The organism is Synechococcus sp. CBW1108, assembly GCF_015840335.1.
Taxonomy (GTDB): domain Bacteria; phylum Cyanobacteriota; class Cyanobacteriia; order PCC-6307; family Cyanobiaceae; genus Cyanobium_A.
Window position 1 is genome coordinate 2,187,751 of the sequence record NZ_CP060395.1, and the last position, 24,941, is coordinate 2,212,691.

Below are 24,941 nucleotides of genomic sequence, written 5' to 3' on the forward strand. Positions count from 1 at the left end.
GCCCTGCTATTTGGCTGCGATCGGATCCAGGTTGCGGTTCTTTTTTCAGGAGTCCCTACATCAGTGGCGTCTCGACCCGCAAGGTGGATTCCCTAGTGGCGGCGCTGGGTTCCCAGAGCGGCATCTCCAAGTCGCAGGTGAGCCGCATCTGTCAGGACATCGACCAGCAGGTGCAGGCGTTCCTGGGCCGGCCGCTGGAGAGCAGCAGCTACGCCTACGTCTACCTGGATGCCACCTACCTCAAGGGGCGCCTGGGCAAGGCCCAGCAGGTCTGCTCCCGCGCTGTCGTCGTCGCCATGGGGGTCAACGAGGACGGGCGCCGGGAGTTGCTGGGCCTCAAGGTGGGTAACAGTGAGAGCGAGCCCTTCTGGGCGGAGTTCATCTCCCACCTCAAAGAGCGGGGTCTGGGTGGCGTCAAGCTGGTGATCTCTGACGCCCACAGCGGCCTCACCAAGGCGATCCGCAGGCAATTGCAGGGCTGCGTCTGGCAGCGCTGCCGGGTGCATTTTGCCCGCAACCCCGGCGGGGAGCTCCGCGCTGCCGGCGGACTGTGCGGTCCGCCGGCTCGTGCGCTCCAGGGCAAGGCTCAGCAGAGGTCTCGGCGCCTAACCGGCCAACGTGGTTGTCGCCTGGTGCCGATCAGAGGAAGTCAGTGCTGGCAATGGCTCGGACTGATGTGTGGCTCAGTTTTCGTGTCGCCTCCAGCGTCATCGCCCCCCAGTTGTCGCCGGCGACAACTGGGGGGCGATCAGTTCCCCTCACCGGCCAACTTGATTGACGCCAATCGGCCAAGGGGGTTGACGCGGGACACGCAACCTGCTGCAGTGTGTTCCCAGGGCTCACCAAGGCATGGTCACCGCTGCCCTGCGCAGCGTGTTCGCCCAAGAAACCGCTGAGGAGATCGAGTCGCGCTGGGATGATCTGGCGGCCTCGCTGGCGGAGCGCTTCCCCAAGGCCGCTGCGCTCATGCACGAGGCCAAGGAGGACGTGCTGGCTTTCCGCCACTTCCCCAAGGACCACTGGCGCAAGATCTGGAGCACCAACCTGCTGGAGCGGGTGAACGAGGAGATCAAGCGCCGCACCAGGGTCGTGGGCATTTTTCCCACCCAACGACCCTGCGATCATCCGCCTAGTCGGGGCGGTGTTGCTGGAGCAACACGAGCACTGGCAGCTGGAGGGCCGCCGCATGTTCTCCGCCGAGAGCATGGCGACCATCCCCGAACTGGGCGACACCCCTACCCTCCAGGCCGCCGGCGCCTGAGAGCTGCAGGAAACAGGCCCCAGGTGATCGAGGCTGCAGCGCCTCTACAGGGCGCAGCGGTCTTGATCGCCGCCCGGGGGCCGGGGCAACAACCTGTGGCTGGTGCCAGCCACTCCAGAACACAACACATCCGCGATCGGGCGAAAGACTTGACAAGTCAATCGCCCTTGATTCAAGGTGAAAAAACGAGGTGCATCTGCGCCTCCGGAATGACAGCCCGTCATTCCACCCTGTTCACCCTCTGATCAGGGCATTCGGGCCTCGGGTTTTACACCACGCAAAGGGACGCGGTCGGATGGGGCCCTATTTATTCGCAATATGAATTAAAATCTATAGCGAATCCCAAGGTCCAGGCTGTGCTGAATTCGTGTTTTTGTGGTTGGCTTGTCACTCCAAAAGTCAAGGCTAGTGCCGCCGGCAATGCTTAGAAGCCGGTAGCCAAAATAAATCTCTGTATTTGGGCTTGCCGCGTAACTAATTCCTACTTTCGCTTGCCCAGCAAATGTTGTGCCTGTCTGTGAGCCCTCTGGAACGCTATATCGACTGCTGGCAAAGCCAACTCCTCCGCCAATGTAAGGAGTTGCCTTTGAGTTTGTAGGTATGTCTTTTAATATGTTAATCTGCACAGCGTTTGTGTCCACCTTGCCTCCGCCAACGCTGTAGTCAATTCCACCGAGGGTAAATTGGTTAGACGATTCACCGAAGTAGCCAACATATTCCAGCTCCGCCCTCCATGCCCCTGGAAAGCTGTAACCAATTGCCACAATGGGAGCGATTGTAGGATCGGTCTGAAAGACTCGTTTGAGAAGGCCGAATTACTGGGGTCGTTTATTGGTACTGAACCTTCGCTTCCTACCGATATCCCCACAGACGTATAAAAACCAGTGGCTGCAGGCTTTGCCACCGGTTTTTTCTCCTTCGCATTGGCATTGGGTGTAGTAGTAAAAAGAAGCGCCCATGCCAGCCCAAGCTTGATAAGCATATTGCCGGATATGTGCTGAATTATATAATTTTTTAGATCTGATCGCCATGCTTGGCTTCTTTTAATCTTATAACCCCCAATCACAAATCCCTGAATCCTTTGCGGCACTGGTGCTGGTTCACTTCTGCTAGTGGCATTGCTTCTAATGGAAGGATCCTGGCTAAGCAGGGTGCTTTCGCTGGCAATAGCTAACTGGTATTAATGACGAATATTCGAGCTAAAGTGTGAATTCCTTGTCTGCCCGTTGGCCGCATGGGGGGCTCCCCGGCTTAAGAGTTTGCTGAAAAACCAAGCCTGCGCGAAAATGGATTAACCGCCCAGTCCAGATGCGAGGTCACCGGGAGCGCAGCGGCTCCCTGTTCTCCTACGTGTCGATCGAGGAGCGGATCCCGGCCAGCCATCCGCTGCGGCGTATTCGGAAACTGGCCGATCAGGCCCTCGATCGTCTCAATCCCACCTTCTGTGAGCTCTACGCCGCAGAAGGTCGGCCCTCGGTGCCGCCAGAACAGCTGCTGCTGGCCTCGTTGCTGCAGGCTTTCTATGGGATCCGCTCCGAGCGGCTGTTGCTGGAGCAGCTCCACTACAACCTGCTCTACCGCTGGTTTGTAGGGCTCAGCCCGGATGATCCGATCTGGCACCCCACCACGTTCACCAAGAACCGCGAACGGCTGCTCAATGACGACGTCATGGGCCGCTTCCTGGAGAAACTGATGGCTGCCCCGGAAGTCAAGCCGCTGCTCAGCGACGAACACTTCTCAGTGGATGGCACCCTGCTGCAGGCCTGGGCGTCCCATGCCTCACTGGAGCGGATCGATGGAGAAGAGGACCCACCGCCCCCGCCGTCAGGCCCTGGCGAGGGCTTTGGCGCTCCAAAGCCCGGTAAGAAGCGGGCCAAGGGTGACTTCCGCGGCATCAAGCTCAGCAACAAGACCCACCGCTCCAGCGTCGATCCAGACGCCTTGCTGGCCCGCAAGTCCAATGCCCACCCGGCTCAACCCAGCTACCGGGGCCACGTGCTCATGGACAACCGCCATGCGCTGATCGTGGACTGCCGCGTCACCCAAGCAGTGGGTACCGGGGAGCGGGATGCCGCCAAAGCGATGGCGGCTGACATCCCCGGTGCCCACCAAAAAACCATCGGTGCCGACAAGAACTACGACACCAAGGGCTTTGTCGCCGAGATGCGTCGCATCGCCGTGACGCCGCACGTCGCTCAGAACACCGCCCGCTCTGGTGGGTCCGCCATTGATGGCCGCACCACGCGCCACGAGGGCTACGCCAAGTCGATCAATGCCCGCCGCGGTATCGAGAAGGTGTTTGGTTGGATCAAACAGTGGGGCGGTCTGCGCCAATTCAAACTGCGCGGCACCGACAAGGTGAGTGCGGTGTTTGGCCTGCACGTAATCGCCTACAACCTGATCCGGCTGGGCAACCTGCTCAGGCCGGCAATGGCGGCGGCATGAACAGGCGGTTGCCCAGAGGTGTGGCCAGACGGCAGCGATCAGGCAGCTCCGCCGGGGCAGAACGCCTGAAATCAGGCGTTCTGAACGGCTGAAACAATGAAAACCATCCCGAACGGAGCGCAATCAGCTCTCCGGAGGAAAAAACGCGGCTGGTCAGGCGGTTTTTCCGCAAACTCTTAAGCCCCCAGCCCGACCTAGGAAGCTTCGCTAGCCCCGATTGGTGTGGCTATGGGTAGGAGGATTTCTTGTTGAGGAGCAGCGTTAATTCATCATTGCCTGATTCCATGGCGCTAGACATTGCGATCAGCACGTATTCGAGATCTTCGCCGCTTAGCTCGCCAATAGAATTCCAGTTTAGGGAAAAGAGAAGCGATGAATCCATGACGAAGAGCATTAACTCCCTTCGCACGAGGTTGGTGTATTTGTCCTGAAAACCTAACCGCCCAGCCCGCCCTGTGCCCTTTTATTGGGGTTTTCGGGGGTTAAGAGATTATGAAAAAGATTCTGATGAACTTTTTTAATCGATTTTGCCCCCGGGTGTCAGTGGTCGAAAAGGTCGATTTCTTTTCCAGGTGTCGCGACGACAGGCGTTGCCACATGGCACTTACGGCACCTGGCCTCGTAGGCGCCGGCGGCACCGACCACCACCCTCTCCTCCGAGTGAGTCAATCGCTGGCTGCGGTTTGCGGGGTTGCCACACACCACGCAGATCGCCAGCTCCTTGGTGATGAGCTCAGCGATAGCCAGCAGCTGGGGCATCGGTTCGAACGGCTTGCCCTGGTAGTCCTGGTCCAGCCCGGCGCAGATCACGCGTAACCCGCGGCTGGCTAGGACCTGCACCACTGACACCAGCTCCATGCCGAAGAATTGCACCTCGTCAATGCCCACCACTTTGGTGTCGGCCTCCACCGCTTGGAGAATCTGCAAGGCGTGCTGCACAGATGTGGCAGAGATCTTTAGCTGTGAGTGACTGACCACCGCCAGTTCGTCGTAGCGGTTGTCGATCTGCGGCTTGAAAACCTGCACCCTCTGCTGGCCGTACAGCGCCCGCTTCAGCCGGCGGATCAGCTCTTCTGTTTTGCCCGAGTACATCGAACCGCAGATCACTTCGATCCAGCCGGTGTCTTGGGCAAACTGTGAAATCATCTTCGAGCCGTGCAAGCGGTTGCTAATGGTGGGCCGGTTCCCAACCCATCATGAGCGATGACCTTCAGCACCAACGCCCAAAATTGCTGCATTACAGGGACCAGCCACTTTAAACCCTTGCCGGAGCTGCAAAGAACTCTTGAGCGCCCTGCGCATTGCCGTTCCCTCGCTATCACCGAAAACCCTTTTCGATGTCGCCTGGGCCCCATTGAAAATAAGTTTGCGAGGCCCCTGAATTCTTTATGTTTTCTCTTGGTTTCGGGCTTGATTTTGGATGCCAGGTTGGCGTAGGAACATTTCTGCTTTTCTTTCCCGCTTTGCCATGAGGGTTGTTCATTCTGGCGGTGACCACCTCCTCGTGCTCAATGATGCTGAAGCTGCTTCAGTTGCAGAGGCCTGTGCATTGATGGTTTTGGCCGTGAAGTCCGACGGCCGCCTCTCGATGCCTCCGGTGATGAACAGGGTGCTTTGTGACCTCTTTGAAGGGCTGAGGGTTGCCTCCCCCGCTCTACCAGGCCTCGGCCAAGACGTCTGAGCGTAACTTTCTGGTTGGCTGGCGGCTGACCAGGGGTGGGAACACTGTTAGGAGCTCCCCCTACCAACATGACTTTGTTCCCCTCTGCCGCCATCACCACCAGCGCCTTGCCCCTGGAGGTGTTGCGTGACAGCCTGCTGGCCCTAGAGCAGGTAAATTCCGGCGTCACCATGCTGGCTCTGATCGCTGCAGGCCGGCCAGAGCAATCCCCACGGCTGAGGTGCTTGTTGCAGGGACTGATCGCCCTGGTTGAGTCGTGCGAGAACGATTTGGGCGCTTTTTCGCGCTGACAAGATTCGCCAAGAAGTTAGTTTCGATACGGAACCAAATCTAAACTATGCGGAATCTGCATAGTTTAGGCCACCGCAATGCACTGTCTGCATAGGGACGTTTACAGGATCCTGTGTAAAATGCTCTCGTTGAAACAGGCAATGTGGTCGTCTCGATTGAGGAACTAGCCTGTCTTGACACTTTGATTTGGTTGCGTTCCGGTGCAGTTGCCGCCGCCCGGTTAGGCGTTTCCCAGTCAACGATCAGTAGACGTGTTAATCATTTGGCTGAATTGCTGAATCTTCGTTTTTTCAAGCCAAATGGAGAATGGGAGACGCTTGGTGATCAAACTATACTTAATCTTGAGCGATTGGTGCACCAGCGATATCGCTGGATTCATGATAGGGTTTTAAGAATAGAGGCCCAATACTACTCAGGGCCATTGTTCTGTGATCCCGTCCCTGATGGATGGACTCCTGGCAATTTTGATTTCATGGAAATTCACACACCGTTGAGGCTGCTTCGCAACGGCGTGATTGATGCCTGGATTGGATGCTACCCCGACGTGCCTGACGAAGATGACTCCGAGTTGGCTTGCTTTCATCTGACTCGATTGCCAAGCCATCTGGTTGTGGCAGTGGATCACCCGCTGCTGTGTTTGGGAGATCACATAACTCTCGAGGATGTCAGGCGCTACCCATCAGTTGCTTTGCCCGACAATGCTTTCCCTAAAGTTCAGAAGATTCTGCAGGAGTTGGGTCTTTGGAATCTGCCCATGCCAGTCCGGCGTTACAGCAGCGATAAGTGGGAGGGCTTGATGACGCAGGATTTAAGGGTTGGTTATGCCAATTCCTTCACCATGCACCTTTTCTCTGCGCCCCACGTCGTTTTGCCTATCGATATTCCCTTGGAAACGGGTGACACCCTGGTTGTGCCTCGGGCCTATGTCAAGCATTTGCGCTTGCTGGAGTTGCTCGCCCACCTGAATGGCAAGGCGGTTATTCTGGCGGATCGATTCCCAGAGGTGCGCGTGGTAGGCGATGGTTGAGATTGGCGTTCTTGGAATTGTTTAGCCAATCGTTCTGGGCTAGGGGTCTTCAATCTAGATAGAAAAATGTCAGGTGAATGCCCTTGCCCACGTATTCATGCTTGTATCCACCTTCGTAGCTTGTGCCCCTGTAGTAAGCGTTAATCGCTTTGCTATTGCCAGGAGGGGTGATGATTTTTGCATTGCAGGTGCGGATGCGTTCGGACACTTTTTTGCAGGACAGCTCATTTCTGAGTAGTTCGTATACGGAGTGGTCTGCAAAGGTGAGGATGTCAAAAGCCTGCTTTTCAGTAGTTGCCCCCGCCAGCGGCGTAATGGCGCAATAGTCGCTCTTGCCGTTTCGCTGGCAGTTTGGCGACCACTGGGCCTGGGCCCTATCTATCCCTATACCCATCCCTATCCCTTGCCAGGCGATTATGAGCAGCAGGGAACGGCCCCACAGTTTTGCAGATCCTTGCTCTGTCATGGTTTCCGATGGGTGTTCGATCACCCCATCCTCGACCTTTGCTTTGCTCCCAGAGACCCCCGGTTTCAGGAAAGATGTCACCCCTTTGATCCATCCATCCGGGGGCTTGAGGACATGACCAATGCGCCGATACAGCGAGGCCGTTAAGGCTGATGTGAGGAGACGGATGCACCCGCCCCACAGGCAGAGCGTGGCCCGGATTTCAGAGGAGCTGGGCATTCACGTGATGACCCTCTACAAATGGAGGAAGGCCTGGCGGTTGCAGGGAGAGGTGGTGCCGGCATCCGAGAAGGAACCAGAGGGCTGGAACGCCGCCGACAAGTTCACGGTGGTGCTGGAAAGCGCCGGGCTCAATGCCACCGAACTCAGCGCCTACTGCCGCGAGCGGGGCCTGTTCCCTGAGCAGGTGAGCCGTTGGCGGCAGGCGGCCCAGGATGCCAACGCCAAGCCGGTGCTGACGATGGCCGAACAGAAGGAGCTCGAGAAGCTCCGCGCCCAGGACCAGCGGGAGATCAAAGCCCTCAGAAAGGAGCTGCAGCGCAAGGAGAAGGCCATGGCGGAGATGGCGGCTTTGCTGGTGCTGCAAAAAAAGTGGGATGCCTTCTGTTCGGAGGAAGAGGAAGGCTGACCAGCGCCGTGCACCGGCGGAAGGTGATCGAGCTGATCGGGGAGGCCAATGCTGCGGGCGCCGGCCTGGTGAGGGCCTGTGGTGTGATCGGCATCTGCCTGCGCACCCTCAAACGCTGGCGGAAGGCCTTCCTGGGTGATGGGGACGGCGTGGATCGCCGTAAAGGCAGTGCTCGGCTGGTGGGTCACCGCCTGAGCGAGGAAGAGCGCCAGCGAATCCTGCTGACGTGCAACCAGCCGGAGTACGCCGCGCTGCCGCCAGGGCAGATCGTGCCGGCACTGTCCGATCAAAAGCTCTTTATTGGTTCAGAGAGCAGCTTCTATCGGGTGCTGCACCAGGCGGGTCAGTGCCACCGCCGGGGGAGGGCCAGGCTGCCTCAAGAACCGCGCTCGGTGCCGCGCCTCAGGGCGGATGGCCCGAACCAGGTTTGGAGCTGGGACATCAGCTTCCTGCCGACCACGGTGCGGGGTGTGTGGCTCTACCTCTACCTGGTGATCGACGTCTGGAGCCGCAAAGTGGTGGCCTGGGATGTGGCCGAGGTGGAGTCGGCTCAGATCGCCGCGGATCTGGTGCAGCGGGCCTGCCTCAAGGAGCGCTACCACCGCCCCAACGGCTTTGGCCGCCGCCAGTGCCAGCAGCAGCCACTAATCCTCCACGCCGACAACGGCAATGCAATGCGCGGGGCGACGCTGGAATCACGGCTCGAGGAGATGGGCGTGCTCAGATCCTTCTCCCGGCCAAGGGTCTCAAACGACAACCCATACTCGGAATCCCTTTTCCGTACGGTCAAATACCGCCCCGACTACCCCAGCCGGCCATTCGCCAACAAAGAGGAGGCCTGTGAATGGGTGGCAGCATTTGTGGATTGGTACAACCACCGGCACCACCACAGCGCGATCAAATTCGTGACGCCCCACCAGCGCCACAGTGGAGCTGCCAAGGCCATTTGCCAGCAGCGCACTGATGTCTACGAGGCCGCCCGCCGTGCCAATCCAACGCGCTGGAGCGGTGCCACCCGCTGCTGGAGTCAACCGGCAGAAGTGTGGATAAACAAGCCAACAGAAGAGCCCGATCCGGTCCTGGCGCTACCCTTAATCAAGGCCGCCTGAATGGCAGCCAAGGAGTGACAACTTTCCTGAAAGTCACCGAGACCCGTGGCCCCTACTTTAGTTAGGTGAGTGCGGTGTTTGGCCTGCACGTGATCGCCTACAACCTGATCCGGCTGGGCAACCTGCTCAAACCGGCGATGGCGGCGGCATGAACAGGTGGTTGCCCAGAGGTGTGCCAATGAGGCGGCCTCCAGGAAGCCCCAACGGGGCAAAACGCCTGAAATCGGGCGTTCTGAACCGCTGAAACGCATCATTTCAGCCCGAACGGAGCACAATCAGCTCTCTGGAGGGAAAAACGCGGCCTTTCAGGCAGTTTTTCCGCAAACTCTTAGGCCCCCATCGTTGGTCATGCCCTGGTTTGTCAAGCTCGAGACCGGTCTGGTTGGTAAGGCACAATTTGATGCGGTGATCCCTGCCCATCTGGCCTGGCTGGCGGAGCTGGAGCGGTTGGGTCATCGGCCCCGCAGCGGCTACTGGGCTGAGCGGGTGGGTCGCAGCGGTGATGGCGCTGGCGGCATGTTGCTCTTTTTTGCCCCCAACTGGGCTGCAGCCGAAGCCCTAGTGCAAACCGATCCCCTGATTCAGGAGGGTTGCGTCAGCTGGTGCCTGCATGAATGGGCCGTGGTCTTCCCGCAGCCAGATGATCAGCTGTGAAAATCAGCTGTGAAAAAGCAACACCAGCCCCGCCTTGAGCTGGTGAAATTCCCGCTCTTCCCGGCTCAGGTCCAGCCCCACCTGCAGCCCTTCCTTGAGGGCGTCATCAAAGGGCGGGGCGGTGGGAGCAGCGCCCGCTTGCCAGAGGGCAGCTATCCCCACCGGCGTGGCATGCCAGCGGAAGCAGGGCGTTTGGCCGATTTCCGGCTCCAGCAGGGCATCTTCCAACAGCTCGCGAATTGCCATGGGCCCATCAACCTGCCTGCAGCATCGGCAGGCGCTGGCGGCCGGGCAATCAGCTGAGAGTTTTTGTGATGAATGCCAGCATGGCCGCCATAGCCAGCCATACCAGCTCCAGGCGCCTGCTCAGCTCGAGCATGTGGCGCACGGCGGTCCCATCGGGGGCAGGTAGCCCTTTTGCCAGCACGGGTTTGCTGGTTAGTTGGCCGCCATAGCGGTTGCAGCCGCCCAGTTGCACCCCGGCAGCATGGGCATAGGCGGCCTGGGATACCCCCGCATTGGGGGAAGGGTCGGCGGCCCCGTCCCTCAGGGCAGCGGCCAGCAGGGAGAAGCAGTGCCCCGGTTGCCCGGCCGCCAGGGGCAGGCCCAGGGCCACCAGGCGGCAGGGCAGCCACACCAGCAGGTCGTCGAGACGGGCGCCGGCCGTGCCCAGCCAGCGCAACCGGCCGCGCCGGTAGCCCAGCATCGAATCGAGGGTGCTGGCCGCCTTGAAGCCCCAGGCCAGCGCCAGCGGGCCCGGCAGGGCGGGGTTCAGGCTCCAGATTCCGGCCCCCACCAGCATCCAGAACAGCGGCGCAAACAGGCCGTCCACCCCGTTCTCGCTGGCGGTTTCGGCGGCTGCCCGCAGGATCTCCGGGGCGTCGAGATCGGCCGTGTCGCGGCCCACTATCCAGGCCAGGGCCTGGCGGGCAGGCTGAAGGGCCGCCAACCTGGGGTTATCGCCAGCGACGTTTGCCTGGTTCTGTAAAGCTTGTACGGAATTGGGGAGGGCCTCCAGCACCTGCAATACCGCCTGCTCGAGGCTGCGGCCGGCCAGGGCGCTGGCCAGGGCCACCACCAGCAGGAGTGTGGGGGCCAGCCGCTCCACGACCCAGCCCGCCAGGCCACTGCCGCCCACCAGCACCAGCGTGATCAAGCCCCCTGCCAGCCGCAGCTTCCAGGCTCTGGTGCCAGCCCAGGCCTCAGCGCCGCGGCGCAGCAGGGTGATCCACCAGCCCATCACCACCACCGGATGGGGGCACCAGCGCGGGTCCCCCACCAGGCGATCGAGGCCGCAGGCGAGGGAGACCAGCAGCAGGGGGTTGCTCAGCAGGGGCTGGATCAGGCCGCCTTCAGCCAGCTGAACATCGAGCGCAGGCCCTTGCCCACCTGCTCAATCGGATGGGCCGCATCGCGCTCGCGGATTTTGGTCATCTCCGGCTTGCCGGCGTCACACTCGGCCACGAAATTGCGGGCAAAGGTGCCGTCCTGGATGTCGGCAAGGATGCGCCTCATCTCGGCCTTGGTTTCGGCGGTGATCAGGCGCGGGCCGCTCACGTAGTCGCCGTATTCGGCGGTGTTGGAGATCGAATCGCGCATGGCCGTCAAGCCGCCCTTCACCATCAGATCGACGATCAGCTTCACCTCGTGCAGGCACTCGAAGTAGGCCAGCTCGGGCTGATAGCCTGCATCGACCAGGGTCTCGAAGCCTGCCTTGACCAGCTCGGAAAGACCGCCGCACAGCACGGCCTGCTCACCGAAGAGGTCGGTTTCGGTCTCTTCCTTGAAGTTGGTTTCCAGGATGCCGGCTCTGGTGCCGCCGATCCCTTTGGCGTAGGCCATGGCCAGCTCGCGGGCGTGGCCGCTGGCGTCTTGCTGGATGGCGAATAGGGCCGGCACGCCCATGCCGTTCTGATACTCCCAGCGCACGGTGTGGCCGGGACCCTTGGGGGCGATCATCACCACATCCACATCGGCCGGGGGCTTGATCAGCTCGAAGCGGATGTTGAAGCCGTGGGCGAAGCTCAGCACCTTGCCGGCGCTGAGATGGGGCGCGATCTCCTTGTCGTAGACAGCCTTCTGGAATTCATCGGGCAGCAGCACCATGATCCAGTCAGCCTTGGCGCAGGCGTCGGCCACGCTCAGCACCTCGAGGCCATCGGCCTTGGCCTTCTCGGCCGAGCGGCTGCCCTCGTAGAGACCCACCACCACGTTGACGCCGCTGTCTTTGAGGTTCAGGGCGTGGGCGTGGCCCTGGGAGCCGTAGCCAATGATGGCCACCGTCTTGCCGTTCAGCAGGGACAGGTCGGCGTCGGTGTCGTAATAGAGCTGGGCCATCGAGGCTTCGGGTCTGGACAGGGCAGGGGCTGAGCTTACGCAAGCGCCTGCGGTGCGCCCCTTCCGGCTGACAGGGGCCGAGGCCATCCCTACGATCTGCACTCTGCCCCAAACGCCATGGTCGTCGCCCAAGCCACCACTTCAACAACGGCCGCCGCCCTGTTCGAGGCCCACATGCAGGCCGAGCTCAACGGCGATCTTGACGCCACCATGGCCACGATGGTGGAGGACCCCCATCTGATCAACCTGGCCTCCGGCACCGGGGGGCAGGGCGCTGAAGGAGTGCGTGAGTTCTACGCCACCCAGCTGATCGGCCAGTTCTTTCCCCCCGACGTGGAGTTCATCTCGATTTCACGCACGGTGGATGGTGAGCGGCTGGTGGATGAGCTGGTGATCCGCTTCACCCACACCAAAGCCATCGGCCATCTGCTGCCGGGTGTGGCCCCCACCGGCCGGCGGGTCGAGATGGCCCTGGTGGTGATCGTGGGGGTGCGCGAAGGCAAGGTGGCCTACGAGCACATCTACTGGGACCAGGCCGGGCTGCTGGTTCAGCTGGGCTTGCTGGATCCATCCGGGCTGCCGATCGGGATCGACACCGCCTCACGCCTGCTGGCCGCCACCGGCAAGGGCTGAGTTTAGAAATTTGGTCTTGAGAGGGCCTGGGCCCTAGAAGCGATCGGTGTGGTGATGCACCACACGCCAGTGGCCAGCCTCCTTGCGGAAGATCGTGGTGGCCCGGATGTCGATCCGGAGCGCCTCACCGGCCCGGGTCATGCCGCTGGTGCGCTCCATGCACACCATGTAGCCCATATCTGAGCTTTCAACGAAGCGACGATCGTCTGCCACCAAGGTGCCATCGAAGCCCATCCCAGACTCCCTGGTGAACTGCTCAAACACCGCCTTGCGTCCAGTGCAGAGATTGCCGGTGGGGCCGAGGTGGCTGATGTCGTCACCCTCAGACCAGATCTCCGCATAGGGGTCGCAATCGCCTGCAAGCATCTTGTTGCCCGCGGCGTAAAAAAGGTCGGCAGCCTCGGAGAGGGTGTTGGGCATGGCGAGGGTCAGCGGCTAGGCAGTCAGAGAAGAGGCAGCCAGCGGCAGGCCTGGGCTCTTCAGGCCTCTCCGGGGTGGGCGATCACCCGGTCGATCAGGCCGTATTCCTTGGCTTCTGTGGCGCTGAGGAAGTAGTCGCGGTCGGTGTCCTTCTCAATCTTCTCGAAGGGCTGGCCGGTCATGTCGGCCATGCTGTGGTTGAGCATGTCCTTGATGCGCAGAATTTCGCGCGCTTCGATTTCGATGTCACTGGCCTGGCGCTGGCTGGTGCCGCCCAAGGGCTGGTGAATCATGATCCGGCTGTGGGGCAGGGCCAGCCGTTTGCCTTTTGTGCCTGCCGCCAGCAGGAAGGCACCCATTGAGGCCGCCAGGCCGACGCAGATGGTCACCACGTCACTCTTGACGTATTGCATGGTGTCGTAGATCGCCAGACCGGCGGTCACCGACCCCCCCGGGGAGTTGATGTAGAGGTAGATCGGCTTGGAGTTGTCGTCCGAGTCGAGGTAGAGCATCTGGGCCACCAGGGCATTGGCCACGGCGTCATTGACCTCCGAGCCCATGAACAGGATCCGCTCCACGCCCAGCCGGGTGTAGATGTCAACCCAGCGCTCGTACTGGCTGCCGGGCAGGCGGTAGGGAACGCTGGGGGTGCCGATGGGCATGGGTCTGGGGTGGAGAGGGGGCGCGAGGGTTCGGTGCTGAAACTCAGAGGTGCAGGTTCAGCCCAGGGCTGCCGCGGTTGGGGGGGGAGTGGGCAGGCCCTTGAGGCTGGTGAGCACCCGGTCGATTAGGCCGTACTCCTTGGCCTCCTCGGCGGTGAGGTAGGTCATCCGGTCTGAGTCGCGGGAGAGCTGCTCCACCGACTTGCCCGTATTCAGCGAAAGCATCTCCAGCAGGGTGCGTTTGTTGTGCAGCACCTCCTGGGCCCGAATCTGGATATCGGTGGCCTGGCCGCGGGCACCGCTGCGGGGCTGGTGCAGCACGATCGAGGCATGGGGCAAAGCGGCCCGCTGGCCCTTGGTGCCGGCGCTGAGGATCATGGCCGCGGTTCCCATGGCCTGGCCGATGCAGATTGTGTGCACCGGCGGCTTTACATAGCGGATCGTGTCGGCGATGGCGAAGGCTTCGGTTTCAAAGCCGATGGCATCTCCGGTGAACCAGGAGGTGCCGGTGGAGTTGATGTAGAAAAAGATCGGCTTCTCCGGGTTGTCAAATTCCAGATACAGCAGCTGGGCAATGATCAGCTCGGTGACGTCGATGCCCATCTGGCGTTTGGCATCGCCGTCGCTGAACAGAGGCAGGCCCAGGTAGACGATCCGCTCCTTCAGCAGCAGGCTCGGCAGGTCTGGCGGCGGGGTGCGCATGACCGCGGAATCGCCGTAGTAGGGGGCTGACACAGAGGCTGACATCGAGGCTGACACCGGCATCCGCGGTTGACCGAAAGCACGTTTGCGGAGCCTAGCGGGGGCTACCGGCCTGCGGATCGCTGGAGCCCGAATTGGCAGGGCTCGACCTGTTGCGCTCAGCCCGTTGTTTGCGCTTCGGGCCGGCTTCGGCATTGGGCTCTGCCAGCGGGCCATCGGTGCGGGCAAAGACAATCCGGCCGGTGGGGTTCTGCAGGGCGCCGGTGACGACCACCTCGAGCCGCTCGCCGATCCGGCCCCGGGCCCCTTCCACCACCACCATGGTCCCGTCGTCGAGGTAGCCGACGCCCTGGTCTGCTTCCTTGCCGTCGCGGGCAATCTTGAGCAGCAGCTCATCGCCGGGCCGCACCTCGGGGCGCAGGGCGATGACCAGCTCACTGAGGTTGAGCACCTTGAGAGCCTTCACCTCGGCCACCTTGGCCAGGTTGTAGTCGGCGGTCAACAGGGTGCCGCCGGTATCGGCGGTGAGCAGCAGCAGCTTGTCGTCGACCCCCTTGCCCTCGTAGCGGGTGCTGTTCACAACCAGGCGCCGGCCATAGATCTCCCGCAGCTCGCTGAGCAGCTTGAGGCCGCGCCGGCCCCGGCCGCGCTTCTCGCCATTGGCCGAATCGGCCAGGGCCTGGAGCTCATCGATCACGCTCTGGGCGACGATCACCTGGCCCTCCAGCAGGCCCGAATCCAGCAGGCCGCGGATGCGGCCATCAATGATCACGCTGGTGTCGAGGATCTTGGCGCTGGCCGGCTGCAGCACCCCTTCGGCCACCAGCAGGGCCTCGGTGCTGCTGGGGTTGAACAGGCGCAGCAGGGTGCGGCCGTGAACTTCGGCCAGGTTGCAGCCCGACACCCCAAAGAAAACATTGCTGAGCACCGCCGCCAGCGGTTTGACGAACACCACCTCCCAGGGCAGGGGCAGCAGCAGGATCGGCGCCAGCAGCAGGTTGGCCACCAGCAGGCCCAGGATCAGGCCGACGGCGCGGCTCACCAGCAGGTCGGTGGGCATCGAGCGCACCTGGGCCATCAGCCGGCGGCGCAGCTGGCCGAAGAAGAAGCCCGCCAGCAGGCCGAAGAAGGCCCCGAAGCCCCCCAGGACCGTGCGTAGGCCCTCCGGTTTGTCCACCTGCAGCAGCAGCGGTTCCGGCAGCAGGTCCACCCCCAGCCAGCCAGCGGCCGTGCCGGAGACAACAAACAGGATCAGGATGAGGGTGTCCACCATTCCTGTCTCGCCTGGAACCCTGTCGTTCAGGTGCGCAGCATGCCCGATTACGGGACCTTTGGCCCCAGGGTGGTTCCCGCCCTTAATGATGTCTTCGCCCCGTGTTCCCCCCCCGCAGCGCCTACCTGCATATTCCCTTCTGCCACCGGCGCTGCTTCTACTGCGATTTTCCCGTGGTGCCGCTGGGCGACAGGGCCAGCGCCGAGCCCGGAGCGCCGGGTGCCGCTTCGATCGCGGCCTATCTGACCCTGCTGCTCGGGGAGATCGCCGCTGCCCCCCCTGGCCCGCCCCTATCCACCGTGTATCTCGGCGGCGGCACCCCATCCCTGCTGCTGCCCGCCCAGGTGGGGGCCCTGCTGGCCGCCCTGCGGCAGCGTTTCGGCCTGGTTCCCGGTGCCGAGATCAGCCTGGAGCTCGATCCGGCCAGCTTTGATCAAACCCGCCTGGCGGCCTACCTGCAGTCGGGGGTGAACCGGGTCAGCCTGGGCGGCCAGAGCTTTGACGATGGGGTGCTGGCGGGTCTGGGTCGTCGCCACCGCGGCGCCGACCTGCGGGAGGCCGCCGGCTGGCTGGCCGCGGCCCAGCGCCAGGGGGCGCTGGCCAGCTGGAGCCTGGATCTCATCCAGGGGCTGCCCGGGCAGACCGTGCCTGGCCAGGCCCTCGCCAGCTGGCGCCAGCAGTTGGGCCAGGCGATCGCCCTGGCGCCGCCCCATCTCTCCATCTACGACCTCAGCCTGGAACCTGGCACTGTTTTTGCCCGCCGCCATGGCCGGGGCCAGCTGGAGCTTCCCGATGCCGATCTGGGCGCCGACCTGATGGAGCTCACCTGGGCCGAGCTCAGCGCCGCGGGCTACGGCCACTACGAGATCTCCAATTACGCCCTGCCCGGCCATGCCTGCCGCCACAACCGCGTCTACTGGAGCGGTGCGGGCTGGTGGGGCTTCGGCATGGGCGCTACCTCGGCCCCCTGGGGCGAGCGGCTGGCCCGGCCCCGCAGCCGCGATGGCTATGTCGCCTGGCTGGCCGAGCCCGTGCGGGAGGGCGGCTCCGGTGTGCCCGTGGACGAGCGACTGCTGGTGGGTTTGCGCCGCCGCGAAGGGGTGCACCTGCCCCTGCTGCTGGCCCAGGTTGGGGTTGGGGCGCTGCGGCAGCGGCTGCAGCCCTGGCTTGAGGCCGGCCTGTTGCGCATTGAGGGGCCCCGCTGGCGACTCACCGATCCAGCCGGCTTGGCCCTCAGCAATGGGGTGCTGCGGGAGTTGCTGGCCTGGTGGCAGGAGCAGCAGGAGGGGCTTGAGCTGGCTGGGGCCAGGAGCCAATCCAGCTGCGCAGCGCCTCCAGCGCCAGGGCCCGGCCTGGCAGCAGCGCTGGACTGAAGGGCGGCTGGCGGCTGGTGAGGCCCAGCAGGTCGGCGGTGACGCGCACCTGGCCGTCGCAAGCCTCGCCGGCGCCGATGCCGATTACCGGCAACGCCAGGGCCCGCTGCAGGTCAGCGCCGAGCTCCGGGGGCACGTGTTCCAGCACCAGGGCAAAGCAACCAGCCACCTGCAGGGCCAGCGCCTGGCGCCGCAGTTTCTCCCGGCTGACATCGTCGTTGCCCTGGCGGCGGTAGCCGAGCTGGTGCACCGACTGGGGCGTCAGGCCGATGTGGCCCATCACCGGAATGCCGCTGCGCACCAGCCGGTCGATCACCGCCAGGGTTTCCGGTTCGGCGCCCTCGAGCTTGACGGCGGCGGCGGGGGTTTCCTTCAGAACCCGACCAGCGGCCGCAACGGCCGCGTCGGCGCTGCACTGGTAGCTGAGGAAGGGCAGATCACAGATCAGCAGCGGCTCCTGGCCGGGCGAGCAGACGCTGGCCAGGCCCCTGCCGGTGGCCCTGGTGTGGTGCAACATCTCCTCGAGGGTCACCGGCAGGGTGGTGGCGTGGCCCAGCACCGTCATCGCCAGCGAATCGCCCACGAGCACCGCATCGGCACCGGCTTCGGCCACCAGCGCTCCCGAGAGGGAATCCCAGGCCGTCAACACCGTGATCGGCAGTCCGGCCAGTTTGCGGCTCGCCAGGTCTGCGGGGCGCAGGGGCACGGGCATCGGTGCGGGGGGATGCCATTGCTAACATCCAAACGACTCGGACCCATGCGGCTCCGACGCCCAAACCTGGTCAGAACCGGAAGGCAGCAGCCACACGGGATGCTCAGGGCAGGCGTGGACTCCGGGTCACCCCATTTGAGGAACCCCTAATTGGGGCAAACCAGCCGGACCTAGAGGTTGGCCTGGTTCTGGCGGTTGAGCAGAAAGGGCGGGATCTTGGCGCCCCTCTCCTCCTGGCTGTTGTTGTATAGCTTGTTGGCACTGAAGCTCGAGGTGCTGCGCTCACTCATGTAGAAGGCGCCGCTCTCGAAGCCGGTGGCGATCACGGTCACGTGGATCTCCCCCTCTAGCCGCTCGTCCACAACGGCGCCCACGATGATGTTGGCGTCGGGATCCACCACCTCGTAGATCACCTCCGAGGCGGTGGTCATGTCCTCGAGGGTCATGTCCTTACCGCCGCTGATGTTGATCACGCAGCCCTTGGCGCCGTCAATGCGGGCCGACTCCAGCAGGGGACTGCTGATCGCCGCCTGGGCTGCTTCGATGGCGCGGGAGCGACCGGAGCCCACGCCGATGCCCAGCAGGGCCGTGCCGGCGTCGGCCATCACCGAGCGCACATCGGCGAAGTCAACGTTGACCAGCCCCGGCTTGGTGATGATGTCGCTGATTCCCTTGACGCCCATGCGCAGCACGTCGTCGGCGGTGCGGAAGGCCTCCTGCAGGGGGGCTCCGGCGATCGCATCCCGCAGGCGGTCGTTGGGGATGACGATCAGGGTGTCCACGCTCTCGGCCAGACGGGCGATGCCTTCTTCGGCCTGACGCATCCGCTTACGGCCCTCGAAGCTGAAGGGCTTGGTGACGATGCCCACAGTGAGTGCGCCCACTTCCTTGGCCACCTCCGCCAGGATCGGCGCAGCGCCGGTGCCGGTTCCTCCGCCCATGCCGACGGCAATGAACACCAGATCGGTGCCTTGGAGCGACTCCTGCAGCTCGGCCCTGGACTCCTCAGCAGCCTTCTGGCCGATCACCGGATTGCCCCCAGCCCCCAGGCCCCGGGTCAGCTTCATCCCCAGCTGGATGCGTTTCTGCGAAGCCGACTGCAACAGGGCCTGGGCGTCGGTGTTGAGTACCCGATAGCCCACCCCCTGGAGATCGGAGGCGATCATTCGATTCACCGCATTGCTGCCGCCGCCGCCAACCCCAATCACTTCAATCCTGGCCGTTTGGCTCGGTACGATCCCGCCCGAGGGCTGGGTTCCATTGGTGGGGATTGGGCTTTCGGTCATAACGGCATCGGAGAAGGCGGAGCTTGGAACTGGCGGCTGCATTATGACCGTGATTGATGTCCCTGGATTTGGGCAGTGTCCCACCTTTGCAGAGGCAGCGGCGCAACCGCTGCTCGAATGCTCATGAAGGGGGCTGGGGCGGCGCTGCCGCCGGGCCGGGCAGGCCGAGTTCCGGCTGCTCCGGATCGCTGAGGTCGATTGATGGAAGCCGGCGGGCCTTTATCTGCGCTGGCAATTGCTTCTGCAGGTGGCCGAGCACCTCCAGCCGCCGGGCCAGTTGGCCGTCTGCCGGGCCCAGACGCACCTGGCCCAGGCTGGCGCTCTCCAGCCAGATGTTGCCCCCGGGATCGAAGCGAATCTGGCGGAGATCGGAGCCCAGCTCAAGGCGCTCCCGCTGGGCCAGCACCAGGGCAAGAACTGGGCGATAGCTGGGCTGCCAGCCCAAAACCAGAAATCCCTTGCTGCCCTTGGTGGCCAGCGCCCTGCTCTGGCGAATGCTCAGCCAGTGGCCGAATCGGTCGACGTAGCCCTGTTCAATTCCCTTGGCGGTGCGGCGCTGGGCCCGGGCCACCGCCTGGCGATCCACCAGCTCGATGCGCAGCCGGGGCGGCGCCATCAGCCGGCGCACCTGCACCTGCTCCACCGGCAGGGCATTCACCACTGCGGTGGCGATCCGCTTGGGCTCCAGTGCCAGCAGGGGCTGGGGAAAGGTCAGCTGGGCAGCCTGCACCACGTGCTTTGGCCTCACCAGCTCACTGCCGATGACCTCCACCTGGCTGGGCCCGCTCAACATCCAGCCCTGCCGCAGCAGGCCATAGCCCAGGCCGCCGGAGAGGGCGAGCAGCACCACCAGCCGCCAGGAGTTGCGTAGCCGCTCCCTGATCCGCTGCTGACGCAGCTGGCGCCGGCGTTCCGACCCGGGCGGCGAAGGGGTGCTCACCTCAAAAAGCCCCGCAACTGGCTCAAAGTTCGCAGCGGGAGCGAGACATCAGCTCCTCGATCCAGCGCCGCGCCCTCTCGGCATCGGCGAAGGGCAGATCTTTGCGCGCCCCTCCCCCCACCAGCCGCAGCCGGCAGGCCCCCTGGCTCTCATCGGTGAGGGGGGCTTCGCCGGAGTGCAGGGAAAGGAGCTCCACCAGTTCCAGGTTTTTGATGACAAAGGAGCCCTCTTCCTGGATCTGGCCGGCTTCAAAGCGGCACCAACTGAGCACCCCATCCACCAGTCGGGCGCCGCCGCAGCTGTCGAGCTTGGCCAGTTCCGAGCCCTCAGCCCATTCGCGGAACAGCCGCTGGCGCCGTCGTTCCAACCAGCCCAGGGCCGTGACCAGCACAAAGACCAGCAGCAGGGGAAGCCAGAGCAGACCTTCTGTCATGGCGTTGGCACTCCCAGGGATGGCTGGTGCCATTCTCGGGCCCCCTCGATCAATTCGCACACCAGTTGCGGCAGGGGAATGCCACTGGAGGCCCAAAGCATCGGGTACATGCTCTGGCTGGTGAAACCGGGCATGGTGTTGATCTCGTTGAGCCACAGCTCGCCGCTGGCTTCGCTGTAGAAGAAATCCACCCGGGCCAGGCCCATCGCCCCAACGGCCCCACAGGCCTCGATGGCCATGGCGCGGGCCCGCTCGGTGATCGCTTCGGGCACCTTCGCCGGGATCACGGTGTGACTCTTGCCCTCGCTGTATTTCGTGTCGTAGTCGTACCAGTCGGCATCGAAACAGATCTCCCCCAGCACCGAGGCCTGCAGGGGTGCGCCGCCGCCTCCTTTCACTGCGCATTCCAGCTCCCGGGCGGCCACGCCCTGCTCCACCACCAGGCGCGGGTCGAGGGCCGCGGCGGTGCGCAGGCCGTTCAGCAGGCTGGCCCGGTCGGTGGCCTTGCTGATCCCCACCGAGGAGCCCAGATTGGCCGGCTTGACGAAACAGGGGTAGCCGAGCTGGGTTTCGAGCTTCCCCATCAGGGCTTCGGGATCTGACGCCACCTGGCTGGCACTGACGCAGGCATAGGCCACCTGGGGCAGGCCGGTGGCGGCGAAGGCGGCTTTCATAGCCTGTTTGTCCATGCCCACGGCCGAGCCCAGTACCCCCGAACCCACGAAAGGCACCTGCATCAGGGTGAATAGTCCCTGGATGGTGCCGTCTTCGCCGTTGGGGCCATGCAGCACCGGAAACCACACCTCGATCTCCAGGGCTGCAGCTGGGAAGCCACGGAAGCCGCCGCGCGCCAGGGAGTGGCCGCTCTGCCGCGCCGCCGCCTCCAGTTGCTCGGCGCTGGCTGGGCTGCCCTGGGCCAGCACCGCGTCGGCCAGTTCGGGGCCCCACCAGCGCCCCTGGGGATCGATGTAGAAACAGTGCAGCGCGTAGCGAGCCGCGTTGGAGGGATGGCGCAGGGCGGCGGCCACGGTGGCGGCGGAGCGAATCGAGACCTCGTGCTCACCGGAGGCTCCCCCCAGGATCAGACCAACGGCGGTGGGGAAGCTGTTCATGCCGATCGGCTGGTGCCCACGGGGCCAAAACTCAGGCCAGTTTGCCGCTGAGGGAGAAGGGGCGCACCTCTTCGATTTGGACCGTCACCAGCTCGCCGGGGTGGATCGCTGTGCCATCGGGGCGCTGGCCGGGGAAGAAGGTGGGCCGGTTGGTGCGGGTGCGACCCACGACCTGCTCTGGTTTCTTGGGGTTGCTGCCCTCCACCAGCACCTCCTCGAGCCGGCCGAGATAGCGCTCGCTGCGCCGGCGGGCCGTGAGCTCTACCAGGGCGTTGAGCTCCTGCAGCCGCTCCACCTTCACCGCTTCGCCCAGCTGGTCTGGCCAGTCGGCGGCAGGGGTGTGGGGCCGCGGCGAGTAGGCGGCGGTATTCACCTGGTCGAAGCCGATCTCTTCGACCAGGGCCAGGGTGCGCCGGAACTGGGCGTCGGTTTCGCCCGGAAAGGCCACGATCACATCGGCACTGATGGCGGCATCGCTCATGCGCTCGCGGATGCGCTCGACGATGCGGCGGTAGCGATCCACCGTGTAGCCCCGGGCCATGGCCTTGAGCACCTCATCGTCGCCGCTTTGGAAGGGGATGTGGAAGTGCTCGCACACTTTCGGCAGCTCGGCGCAGGCATCGATCAGTCGCTCGGTGAAGTAGCGGGGATGGCTGGTGGCGAAGCGGATCCGCTCAATTCCGGCCACGTCGTGCACGTGGTGGAGCAGGTCGGTGAGGGTGTGGCTGCGGCGGCCCTCGGGGGTGATGCCCGGCAGGTCGCGGCCGTAGGCATCGATGTTCTGGCCCAGCAGGGTGATCTCCTTGAAGCCGCGGGCGGCCAGGCCCTCCATCTCCAGCTTGATGGCGCCCGGTAGGCGTGACTGCTCCTGGCCCCGCACCGAGGGCACCACGCAATAGGTGCAGCGCTCGTTGCAGCCGTAGATCACATTCACCCAGCCGCAGACGCTGCTGTCGCGGCGGGCGGTGGTGATGTCTTCAAGGATGTGGTGCTCGCCGGTGGCCACCACCTGCTGGCCCTGCTCCACCTGGGCCAGCAGCACATCGAGCCGGTTGGCGTGCTGGGGGCCCATCACCAGATCCAGCTCGGGCACGCGCCGCAACAGCGATTCCCCCTCCTGCTGGGCGACGCAGCCCGCCACCACCAGGGTGAGGTTGGGGTTGGTGCGTTTGCGCTGGGCCTGGCGGCCCAGGTAGCTGTACACCTTCTGTTCCGCGTTGTCGCGGATCGTGCAGGTGTTGTAGAGCACCAGATCGGCCTCCAGCTCCGCCTCGGCCTCCCGATAGCCCATCGACTCCAGGATTCCGGCCATGCGCTCGGAATCCGCCTTGTTCATCTGGCAGCCGAAGGTGGTGATCCAGTAGCTGCCGCGTTGGCCGGGCGCCGGTCCTGTTGCCGGGGCTGCGCTGGCGCTGGGCTGGGAAAGGGTCGCGATCATCCAACCAGTGTCGACCATGGCTGATTGTCGCGATCGATGGCCCCGCCGCGACGCCCCGCTCAGAGGTGGTCCATCACCGAGAGCTGATAGCTGGTGCGCCCCAGCCGCCCACCCAGTTCGGCGGAGAGGGCCAGCAGCAACTGGATCGCTGTTTCCGGGGAACGCAGCCGCAGGCGCTCGAAGTCGTCGCGGCTGAGCACCAGCAGATCCCCAGGTTCATCGGCCACCACGTCAGCGCTGCGGGGCTTGCCGCTGAGAAAGCTGATCTCGCCGAAGCACATGCCGCTGGTGAAGGTCGCCAGGCGTGAGTGACGGCTGTCCCCGCTGCCGAACTGCACGTGGACCCCGGTGGTGAAGTGCCCCGCGACAATCAGGAAGAGGCTGTCGCCATCGTCGCCTCGGCGGATGACCCGTTCGCCGGTCTTCACCGTGCGCGGCACCAGCAGGCTTTCCAGTTCCTGTCGCTGGGGCGGATCCAGTTGCAGGAGCAGCGACGGACGTTCCGGTGATGGTCGGTCGGGCCGCGCCTCGCGGGCCTGCAGCAACAGCTTTTCGCCGAGCTCGAGGGCGATGTCCAGTTCATCCACCCGCTCAATGCCCGTCTGGGCCAGGAGGTCGGCCCATCGGGGCGACTCGATCAGTCCTTGGGCCCGGGAGATCACCACCCGGATTCCCTGGCGGTCGAGTTCACCCAGCGTCTGGATCAGCATCTCCAGGGAATTGGGCAGGAGTTCCTGCACGTGGTGCATGTCCAGCACGATCACCCTGGCGCTGCGCGCCATGCCCTCCAGGTTGGCCAGCAACTGCTCCGTTCCGTAGAAATCCAGAACCCCCTGGGCGTGAAGAATGCGCAGGGACTGGCCCTGATCGCGCAGGTGCACCAGTTCCGTGTTGGTGCGCCAGCGGCGCGACTGAATGTGGTTGCCGGTGTAGCTGCGGCGGATGGCCGAGCGGCCCAGGGGGTTCTGGTCGTAGAGGTGCAGGCTGAGGCGCTCGGAGAGCTCTTTGCAGGCGGCCACCCCGCGCACGCTGTTGCCGTAGCTGTCGAGCGGCGGGGAGTAGACGGCGATGCCGAACTGGCCGGGCACCACGGCCAGGACGCCGCCGGCCACCCCGCTCTTGGCGGGCATGCCGACATCGTGCAGCCATTGGCCGGCGGCGTCGTACATGCCGCAGGTGCCCATCAGGCTCAGCATCTGAACGGTGGTGGGGGCATCCAGGGGGCGTTCGCCGGTGAGCGGGTTGCGTCCCTGGCAGGCGAGGGTGGCCGCCATCACACCGAGATCGCGGCAGGTGACGCTGATCGCACACTGGCGGAAATAGAGGTCGAGGCCGGGTTCCACATCCCCCTCGATCACCGACACATTGCGCAGCAGGTGGCTGATGGCCCGGTTGCGGTGGCCGGTGTCCCGTTCCGAGGCGTAGACCTCCAGGTCGATGCTGAGCTCCCGCCCAGCCAGCTGGGAGAAGAAGTGGAGCAGCAGCGCCTCGGCCCCGGCACCGGCCAGCTGTTGCAGTTGGGCTGAGGTGGCGATCGCCCCCGCGTTGATCATCGGGTTGCGCGGTCGGCCCGTTTCCGGATCGAGGCTGATGGCATTGAAGGCTTCCCCCGACGGTTCCACCCCCACCTTGCGCTGCATGTGCTCCACCGAGAGCTGTTGCAGCGCCAGGCCATAGGCGAAGGGCTTGGAGATCGACTGGATGGTGAACGGCTTCTCCGTCTCGCCCACCGCATAGATCCGGCCATCGGCCATCGCCACCACGATGCCGAAGTCCCGGGGGACCGCCTTGGCCAGCTCCGGGATGTAATCCGCAACGGCACCCTCCTGGCATTGGGACAGCCGGTCGTGGAGCTCCTGAAGCAACCCGAGGATCACCGTCGACTGGGTTGCGGGGGCCATGCAGGCACACGGTCGGGATTGGAACCTGGCCTGAGCCCAACCTGGCGAACTGTCGCCGATGCGACCGAAGCGAGCGCAAAGACATAGTGCGCCATCCGTCCCGCTCCCCTTGCCCTGCAGGGGCGGGCGCCGCCAACGCTGACGCCGGCCCCGGGCC

22 protein-coding genes, 1 other RNA gene and 4 pseudogenes are annotated in these 24,941 nt (G+C 64.0%); 10 read left to right on the top strand and 17 right to left on the bottom strand.

Going from position 1 to position 24,941, the window contains the following annotated elements; genetic code table 11:
• Positions 1-56 precede the first annotated feature (56 nt).
• Positions 57-509, top strand: a pseudogene (locus H8F27_RS11905) (transposase); the annotation flags it as partial.
• Between the two features lie 328 nt (positions 510-837).
• Positions 838-1,261, top strand: a pseudogene (locus H8F27_RS11910) (transposase); the annotation flags it as partial.
• A gap of 323 nt (positions 1,262-1,584) precedes the next feature.
• Here the strand turns inward: H8F27_RS11910 and H8F27_RS18305 are convergent.
• Entirely contained in the window at positions 1,585-2,025 is a 441-nt protein-coding gene (locus tag H8F27_RS18305; RefSeq protein ID WP_197148270.1) for an outer membrane protein, read from the bottom strand.
• Positions 2,026-2,569: 544 nt separating this feature from the next.
• Here H8F27_RS18305 and H8F27_RS11920 point away from each other — a divergent pair.
• On the top strand, positions 2,570-3,706 hold the full coding sequence (locus tag H8F27_RS11920; protein WP_197148271.1) for an IS5 family transposase: 1,137 nt from the start codon (positions 2,570-2,572) through the stop codon (positions 3,704-3,706).
• Positions 3,707-4,246: 540 nt separating this feature from the next.
• On the opposite strand, the gene H8F27_RS11925 is transcribed toward H8F27_RS11920, so the two are convergent.
• On the bottom strand, positions 4,247-4,852 hold the full coding sequence (locus H8F27_RS11925; RefSeq protein WP_197148272.1) for a thymidine kinase: 606 nt from the start codon (positions 4,850-4,852) through the stop codon (positions 4,247-4,249).
• 603 nt (positions 4,853-5,455) lie between these two features.
• Here H8F27_RS11925 and H8F27_RS11930 point away from each other — a divergent pair.
• Both H8F27_RS11930 and H8F27_RS11935 read left to right on the top strand, forming a co-directional pair.
• Positions 5,456-5,677 carry a hypothetical protein gene (locus H8F27_RS11930; RefSeq protein WP_197148273.1) on the top strand — a complete coding sequence of 74 codons (222 nt, stop codon included), beginning with the start codon at positions 5,456-5,458 and terminating at the stop codon, positions 5,675-5,677.
• A 143-nt stretch (positions 5,678-5,820) separates the two neighbouring features.
• The gene (locus H8F27_RS11935) at positions 5,821-6,705 is read left to right on the top strand and encodes a LysR substrate-binding domain-containing protein (protein WP_197148274.1); all 885 of its coding nucleotides are present in this window, start codon (positions 5,821-5,823) and stop codon (positions 6,703-6,705) included.
• 49 nt (positions 6,706-6,754) lie between these two features.
• Here H8F27_RS11935 and H8F27_RS11940 read toward each other — a convergent pair whose 3' ends face one another.
• Complete coding sequence (locus tag H8F27_RS11940) at positions 6,755-7,252, bottom strand: hypothetical protein (RefSeq protein WP_197148275.1); 498 nt, start codon at positions 7,250-7,252, stop codon at positions 6,755-6,757.
• A gap of 40 nt (positions 7,253-7,292) precedes the next feature.
• Between H8F27_RS11940 and H8F27_RS11945 the strand changes: the two are divergent.
• Positions 7,293-8,908: pseudogene (locus H8F27_RS11945) on the top strand (IS3 family transposase).
• A 348-nt stretch (positions 8,909-9,256) separates the two neighbouring features.
• The gene (locus H8F27_RS11950) at positions 9,257-9,562 is read left to right on the top strand and encodes a YciI family protein (RefSeq protein WP_197148276.1); all 306 of its coding nucleotides are present in this window, start codon (positions 9,257-9,259) and stop codon (positions 9,560-9,562) included.
• A gap of 3 nt (positions 9,563-9,565) precedes the next feature.
• Here the strand turns inward: H8F27_RS11950 and H8F27_RS11955 are convergent, their stop codons facing one another.
• The 3 genes from H8F27_RS11955 to ilvC are packed head-to-tail and all read right to left on the bottom strand — an operon-like array spanning position 9,566 to position 11,899.
• The gene (locus H8F27_RS11955) at positions 9,566-9,808 is read right to left on the bottom strand and encodes a hypothetical protein (protein WP_197148277.1); all 243 of its coding nucleotides are present in this window, start codon (positions 9,806-9,808) and stop codon (positions 9,566-9,568) included.
• Positions 9,809-9,857: 49 nt separating this feature from the next.
• Positions 9,858-10,907 (bottom strand): adenosylcobinamide-phosphate synthase CbiB, encoded by a 1,050-nt coding sequence (gene cbiB / locus H8F27_RS11960; RefSeq protein WP_197153539.1) that lies wholly within the window; start codon positions 10,905-10,907, stop codon positions 9,858-9,860.
• The gene (ilvC, locus tag H8F27_RS11965; protein WP_197148278.1) at positions 10,904-11,899 is read right to left on the bottom strand and encodes a ketol-acid reductoisomerase; all 996 of its coding nucleotides are present in this window, start codon (positions 11,897-11,899) and stop codon (positions 10,904-10,906) included. The genes cbiB and ilvC overlap by 4 nt, the downstream gene beginning before the upstream one ends.
• 117 nt (positions 11,900-12,016) lie before the next feature.
• Between ilvC and H8F27_RS11970 the strand changes: the two genes are divergently transcribed.
• Positions 12,017-12,532, top strand: a complete 516-nt coding sequence (locus H8F27_RS11970) for an ester cyclase (RefSeq protein ID WP_197148279.1) — start codon at positions 12,017-12,019, stop codon at positions 12,530-12,532.
• 33 nt (positions 12,533-12,565) lie between these two features.
• Here H8F27_RS11970 and H8F27_RS11975 read toward each other — a convergent pair whose 3' ends face one another.
• From H8F27_RS11975 to H8F27_RS11990, 4 genes are read right to left on the bottom strand one after another with little or no spacing between them, the layout of a single operon-like run.
• Positions 12,566-12,952: a nuclear transport factor 2 family protein gene (locus H8F27_RS11975; protein WP_197148280.1), complete on the bottom strand. Its 387-nt coding sequence runs from the start codon at positions 12,950-12,952 to the stop codon at positions 12,566-12,568.
• Between the two features lie 59 nt (positions 12,953-13,011).
• On the bottom strand, positions 13,012-13,614 hold the full coding sequence (locus H8F27_RS11980) for an ATP-dependent Clp protease proteolytic subunit (RefSeq protein WP_197148281.1): 603 nt from the start codon (positions 13,612-13,614) through the stop codon (positions 13,012-13,014).
• A gap of 57 nt (positions 13,615-13,671) precedes the next feature.
• On the bottom strand, positions 13,672-14,361 hold the full coding sequence (locus tag H8F27_RS11985; protein WP_197148282.1) for an ATP-dependent Clp protease proteolytic subunit: 690 nt from the start codon (positions 14,359-14,361) through the stop codon (positions 13,672-13,674).
• 49 nt (positions 14,362-14,410) lie between these two features.
• Positions 14,411-15,589 (bottom strand): PIN/TRAM domain-containing protein, encoded by a 1,179-nt coding sequence (locus H8F27_RS11990; protein WP_231596239.1) that lies wholly within the window; start codon positions 15,587-15,589, stop codon positions 14,411-14,413.
• A gap of 101 nt (positions 15,590-15,690) precedes the next feature.
• Here H8F27_RS11990 and H8F27_RS11995 point away from each other — a divergent pair.
• Positions 15,691-16,941: pseudogene (locus tag H8F27_RS11995) on the top strand (coproporphyrinogen-III oxidase family protein); the annotation flags it as partial.
• On the opposite strand, the gene panB reads toward H8F27_RS11995, so the two are convergent.
• Positions 16,823-17,662 (bottom strand): 3-methyl-2-oxobutanoate hydroxymethyltransferase, encoded by an 840-nt coding sequence (gene panB / locus H8F27_RS12000; RefSeq protein ID WP_197153540.1) that lies wholly within the window; start codon positions 17,660-17,662, stop codon positions 16,823-16,825. The pseudogene H8F27_RS11995 and the gene panB overlap by 119 nt on opposite strands.
• Before the next feature lie 46 nt (positions 17,663-17,708).
• Between panB and ffs the strand changes: the two genes are divergently transcribed.
• Positions 17,709-17,805: signal recognition particle sRNA small type (gene ffs / locus H8F27_RS12005), an RNA gene on the top strand.
• Positions 17,806-17,844: 39 nt separating this feature from the next.
• Here ffs and ftsZ read toward each other — a convergent pair.
• From ftsZ to glsA, 6 genes are all read right to left on the bottom strand, one after another.
• Positions 17,845-18,960 (bottom strand): cell division protein FtsZ, encoded by a 1,116-nt coding sequence (ftsZ, locus tag H8F27_RS12010; RefSeq protein ID WP_231596241.1) that lies wholly within the window; start codon positions 18,958-18,960, stop codon positions 17,845-17,847.
• 121 nt (positions 18,961-19,081) lie between these two features.
• On the bottom strand, positions 19,082-19,900 hold the full coding sequence (locus H8F27_RS12015) for a cell division protein FtsQ/DivIB (protein ID WP_197148284.1): 819 nt from the start codon (positions 19,898-19,900) through the stop codon (positions 19,082-19,084).
• Between the two features lie 22 nt (positions 19,901-19,922).
• A complete protein-coding gene (locus H8F27_RS12020; protein WP_197148285.1) occupies positions 19,923-20,333 on the bottom strand; it encodes a hypothetical protein in 411 nt (136 codons plus the stop codon).
• Positions 20,330-21,445, bottom strand: coding sequence for a D-alanine--D-alanine ligase family protein (locus tag H8F27_RS12025; protein ID WP_197148286.1), 1,116 nt, complete (start codon positions 21,443-21,445; stop codon positions 20,330-20,332). The genes H8F27_RS12020 and H8F27_RS12025 overlap by 4 nt, the downstream gene beginning before the upstream one ends.
• Before the next feature lie 31 nt (positions 21,446-21,476).
• Positions 21,477-22,883 (bottom strand): tRNA (N6-isopentenyl adenosine(37)-C2)-methylthiotransferase MiaB, encoded by a 1,407-nt coding sequence (miaB, locus tag H8F27_RS12030; protein WP_197148287.1) that lies wholly within the window; start codon positions 22,881-22,883, stop codon positions 21,477-21,479.
• 59 nt (positions 22,884-22,942) lie between these two features.
• Positions 22,943-24,784, bottom strand: coding sequence for a glutaminase A (gene glsA / locus H8F27_RS12035; RefSeq protein WP_197148288.1), 1,842 nt, complete (start codon positions 24,782-24,784; stop codon positions 22,943-22,945).
• Positions 24,785-24,941 lie beyond the last annotated feature (157 nt).

Excerpts from the sequence above, each read along its gene's own strand:
- H8F27_RS11930 (WP_197148273.1), top strand. The coding sequence starts at position 5,456 with ATGACTTTGTTCCCCTCTGCCGCCATCACCACCAGCGCCTTGCCCCTG.
- H8F27_RS11950 (WP_197148276.1), top strand. The coding sequence starts at position 9,257 with ATGCCCTGGTTTGTCAAGCTCGAGACCGGTCTGGTTGGTAAGGCACAA.
- ilvC (WP_197148278.1), bottom strand. The coding sequence starts at position 11,899 with ATGGCCCAGCTCTATTACGACACCGACGCCGACCTGTCCCTGCTGAAC.
- ftsZ (WP_231596241.1), bottom strand. The coding sequence starts at position 18,960 with ATGACCGAAAGCCCAATCCCCACCAATGGAACCCAGCCCTCGGGCGGG.
- H8F27_RS11955 (WP_197148277.1), bottom strand. The coding sequence starts at position 9,808 with ATGGCAATTCGCGAGCTGTTGGAAGATGCCCTGCTGGAGCCGGAAATC.
- H8F27_RS12020 (WP_197148285.1), bottom strand. The coding sequence starts at position 20,333 with ATGACAGAAGGTCTGCTCTGGCTTCCCCTGCTGCTGGTCTTTGTGCTG.
- H8F27_RS11970 (WP_197148279.1), top strand. The coding sequence starts at position 12,017 with ATGGTCGTCGCCCAAGCCACCACTTCAACAACGGCCGCCGCCCTGTTC.
- H8F27_RS11920 (WP_197148271.1), top strand. The coding sequence starts at position 2,570 with ATGCGAGGTCACCGGGAGCGCAGCGGCTCCCTGTTCTCCTACGTGTCG.
- glsA (WP_197148288.1), bottom strand. The coding sequence starts at position 24,784 with ATGGCCCCCGCAACCCAGTCGACGGTGATCCTCGGGTTGCTTCAGGAG.
- H8F27_RS11990 (WP_231596239.1), bottom strand. The coding sequence starts at position 15,589 with ATGGTGGACACCCTCATCCTGATCCTGTTTGTTGTCTCCGGCACGGCC.
- miaB (WP_197148287.1), bottom strand. The coding sequence starts at position 22,883 with ATGATCGCGACCCTTTCCCAGCCCAGCGCCAGCGCAGCCCCGGCAACA.
- H8F27_RS11975 (WP_197148280.1), bottom strand. The coding sequence starts at position 12,952 with ATGCCCAACACCCTCTCCGAGGCTGCCGACCTTTTTTACGCCGCGGGC.
- H8F27_RS11925 (WP_197148272.1), bottom strand. The coding sequence starts at position 4,852 with ATGATTTCACAGTTTGCCCAAGACACCGGCTGGATCGAAGTGATCTGC.
- H8F27_RS11980 (WP_197148281.1), bottom strand. The coding sequence starts at position 13,614 with ATGCCCATCGGCACCCCCAGCGTTCCCTACCGCCTGCCCGGCAGCCAG.
- H8F27_RS11985 (WP_197148282.1), bottom strand. The coding sequence starts at position 14,361 with ATGTCAGCCTCTGTGTCAGCCCCCTACTACGGCGATTCCGCGGTCATG.
- H8F27_RS12025 (WP_197148286.1), bottom strand. The coding sequence starts at position 21,445 with ATGAACAGCTTCCCCACCGCCGTTGGTCTGATCCTGGGGGGAGCCTCC.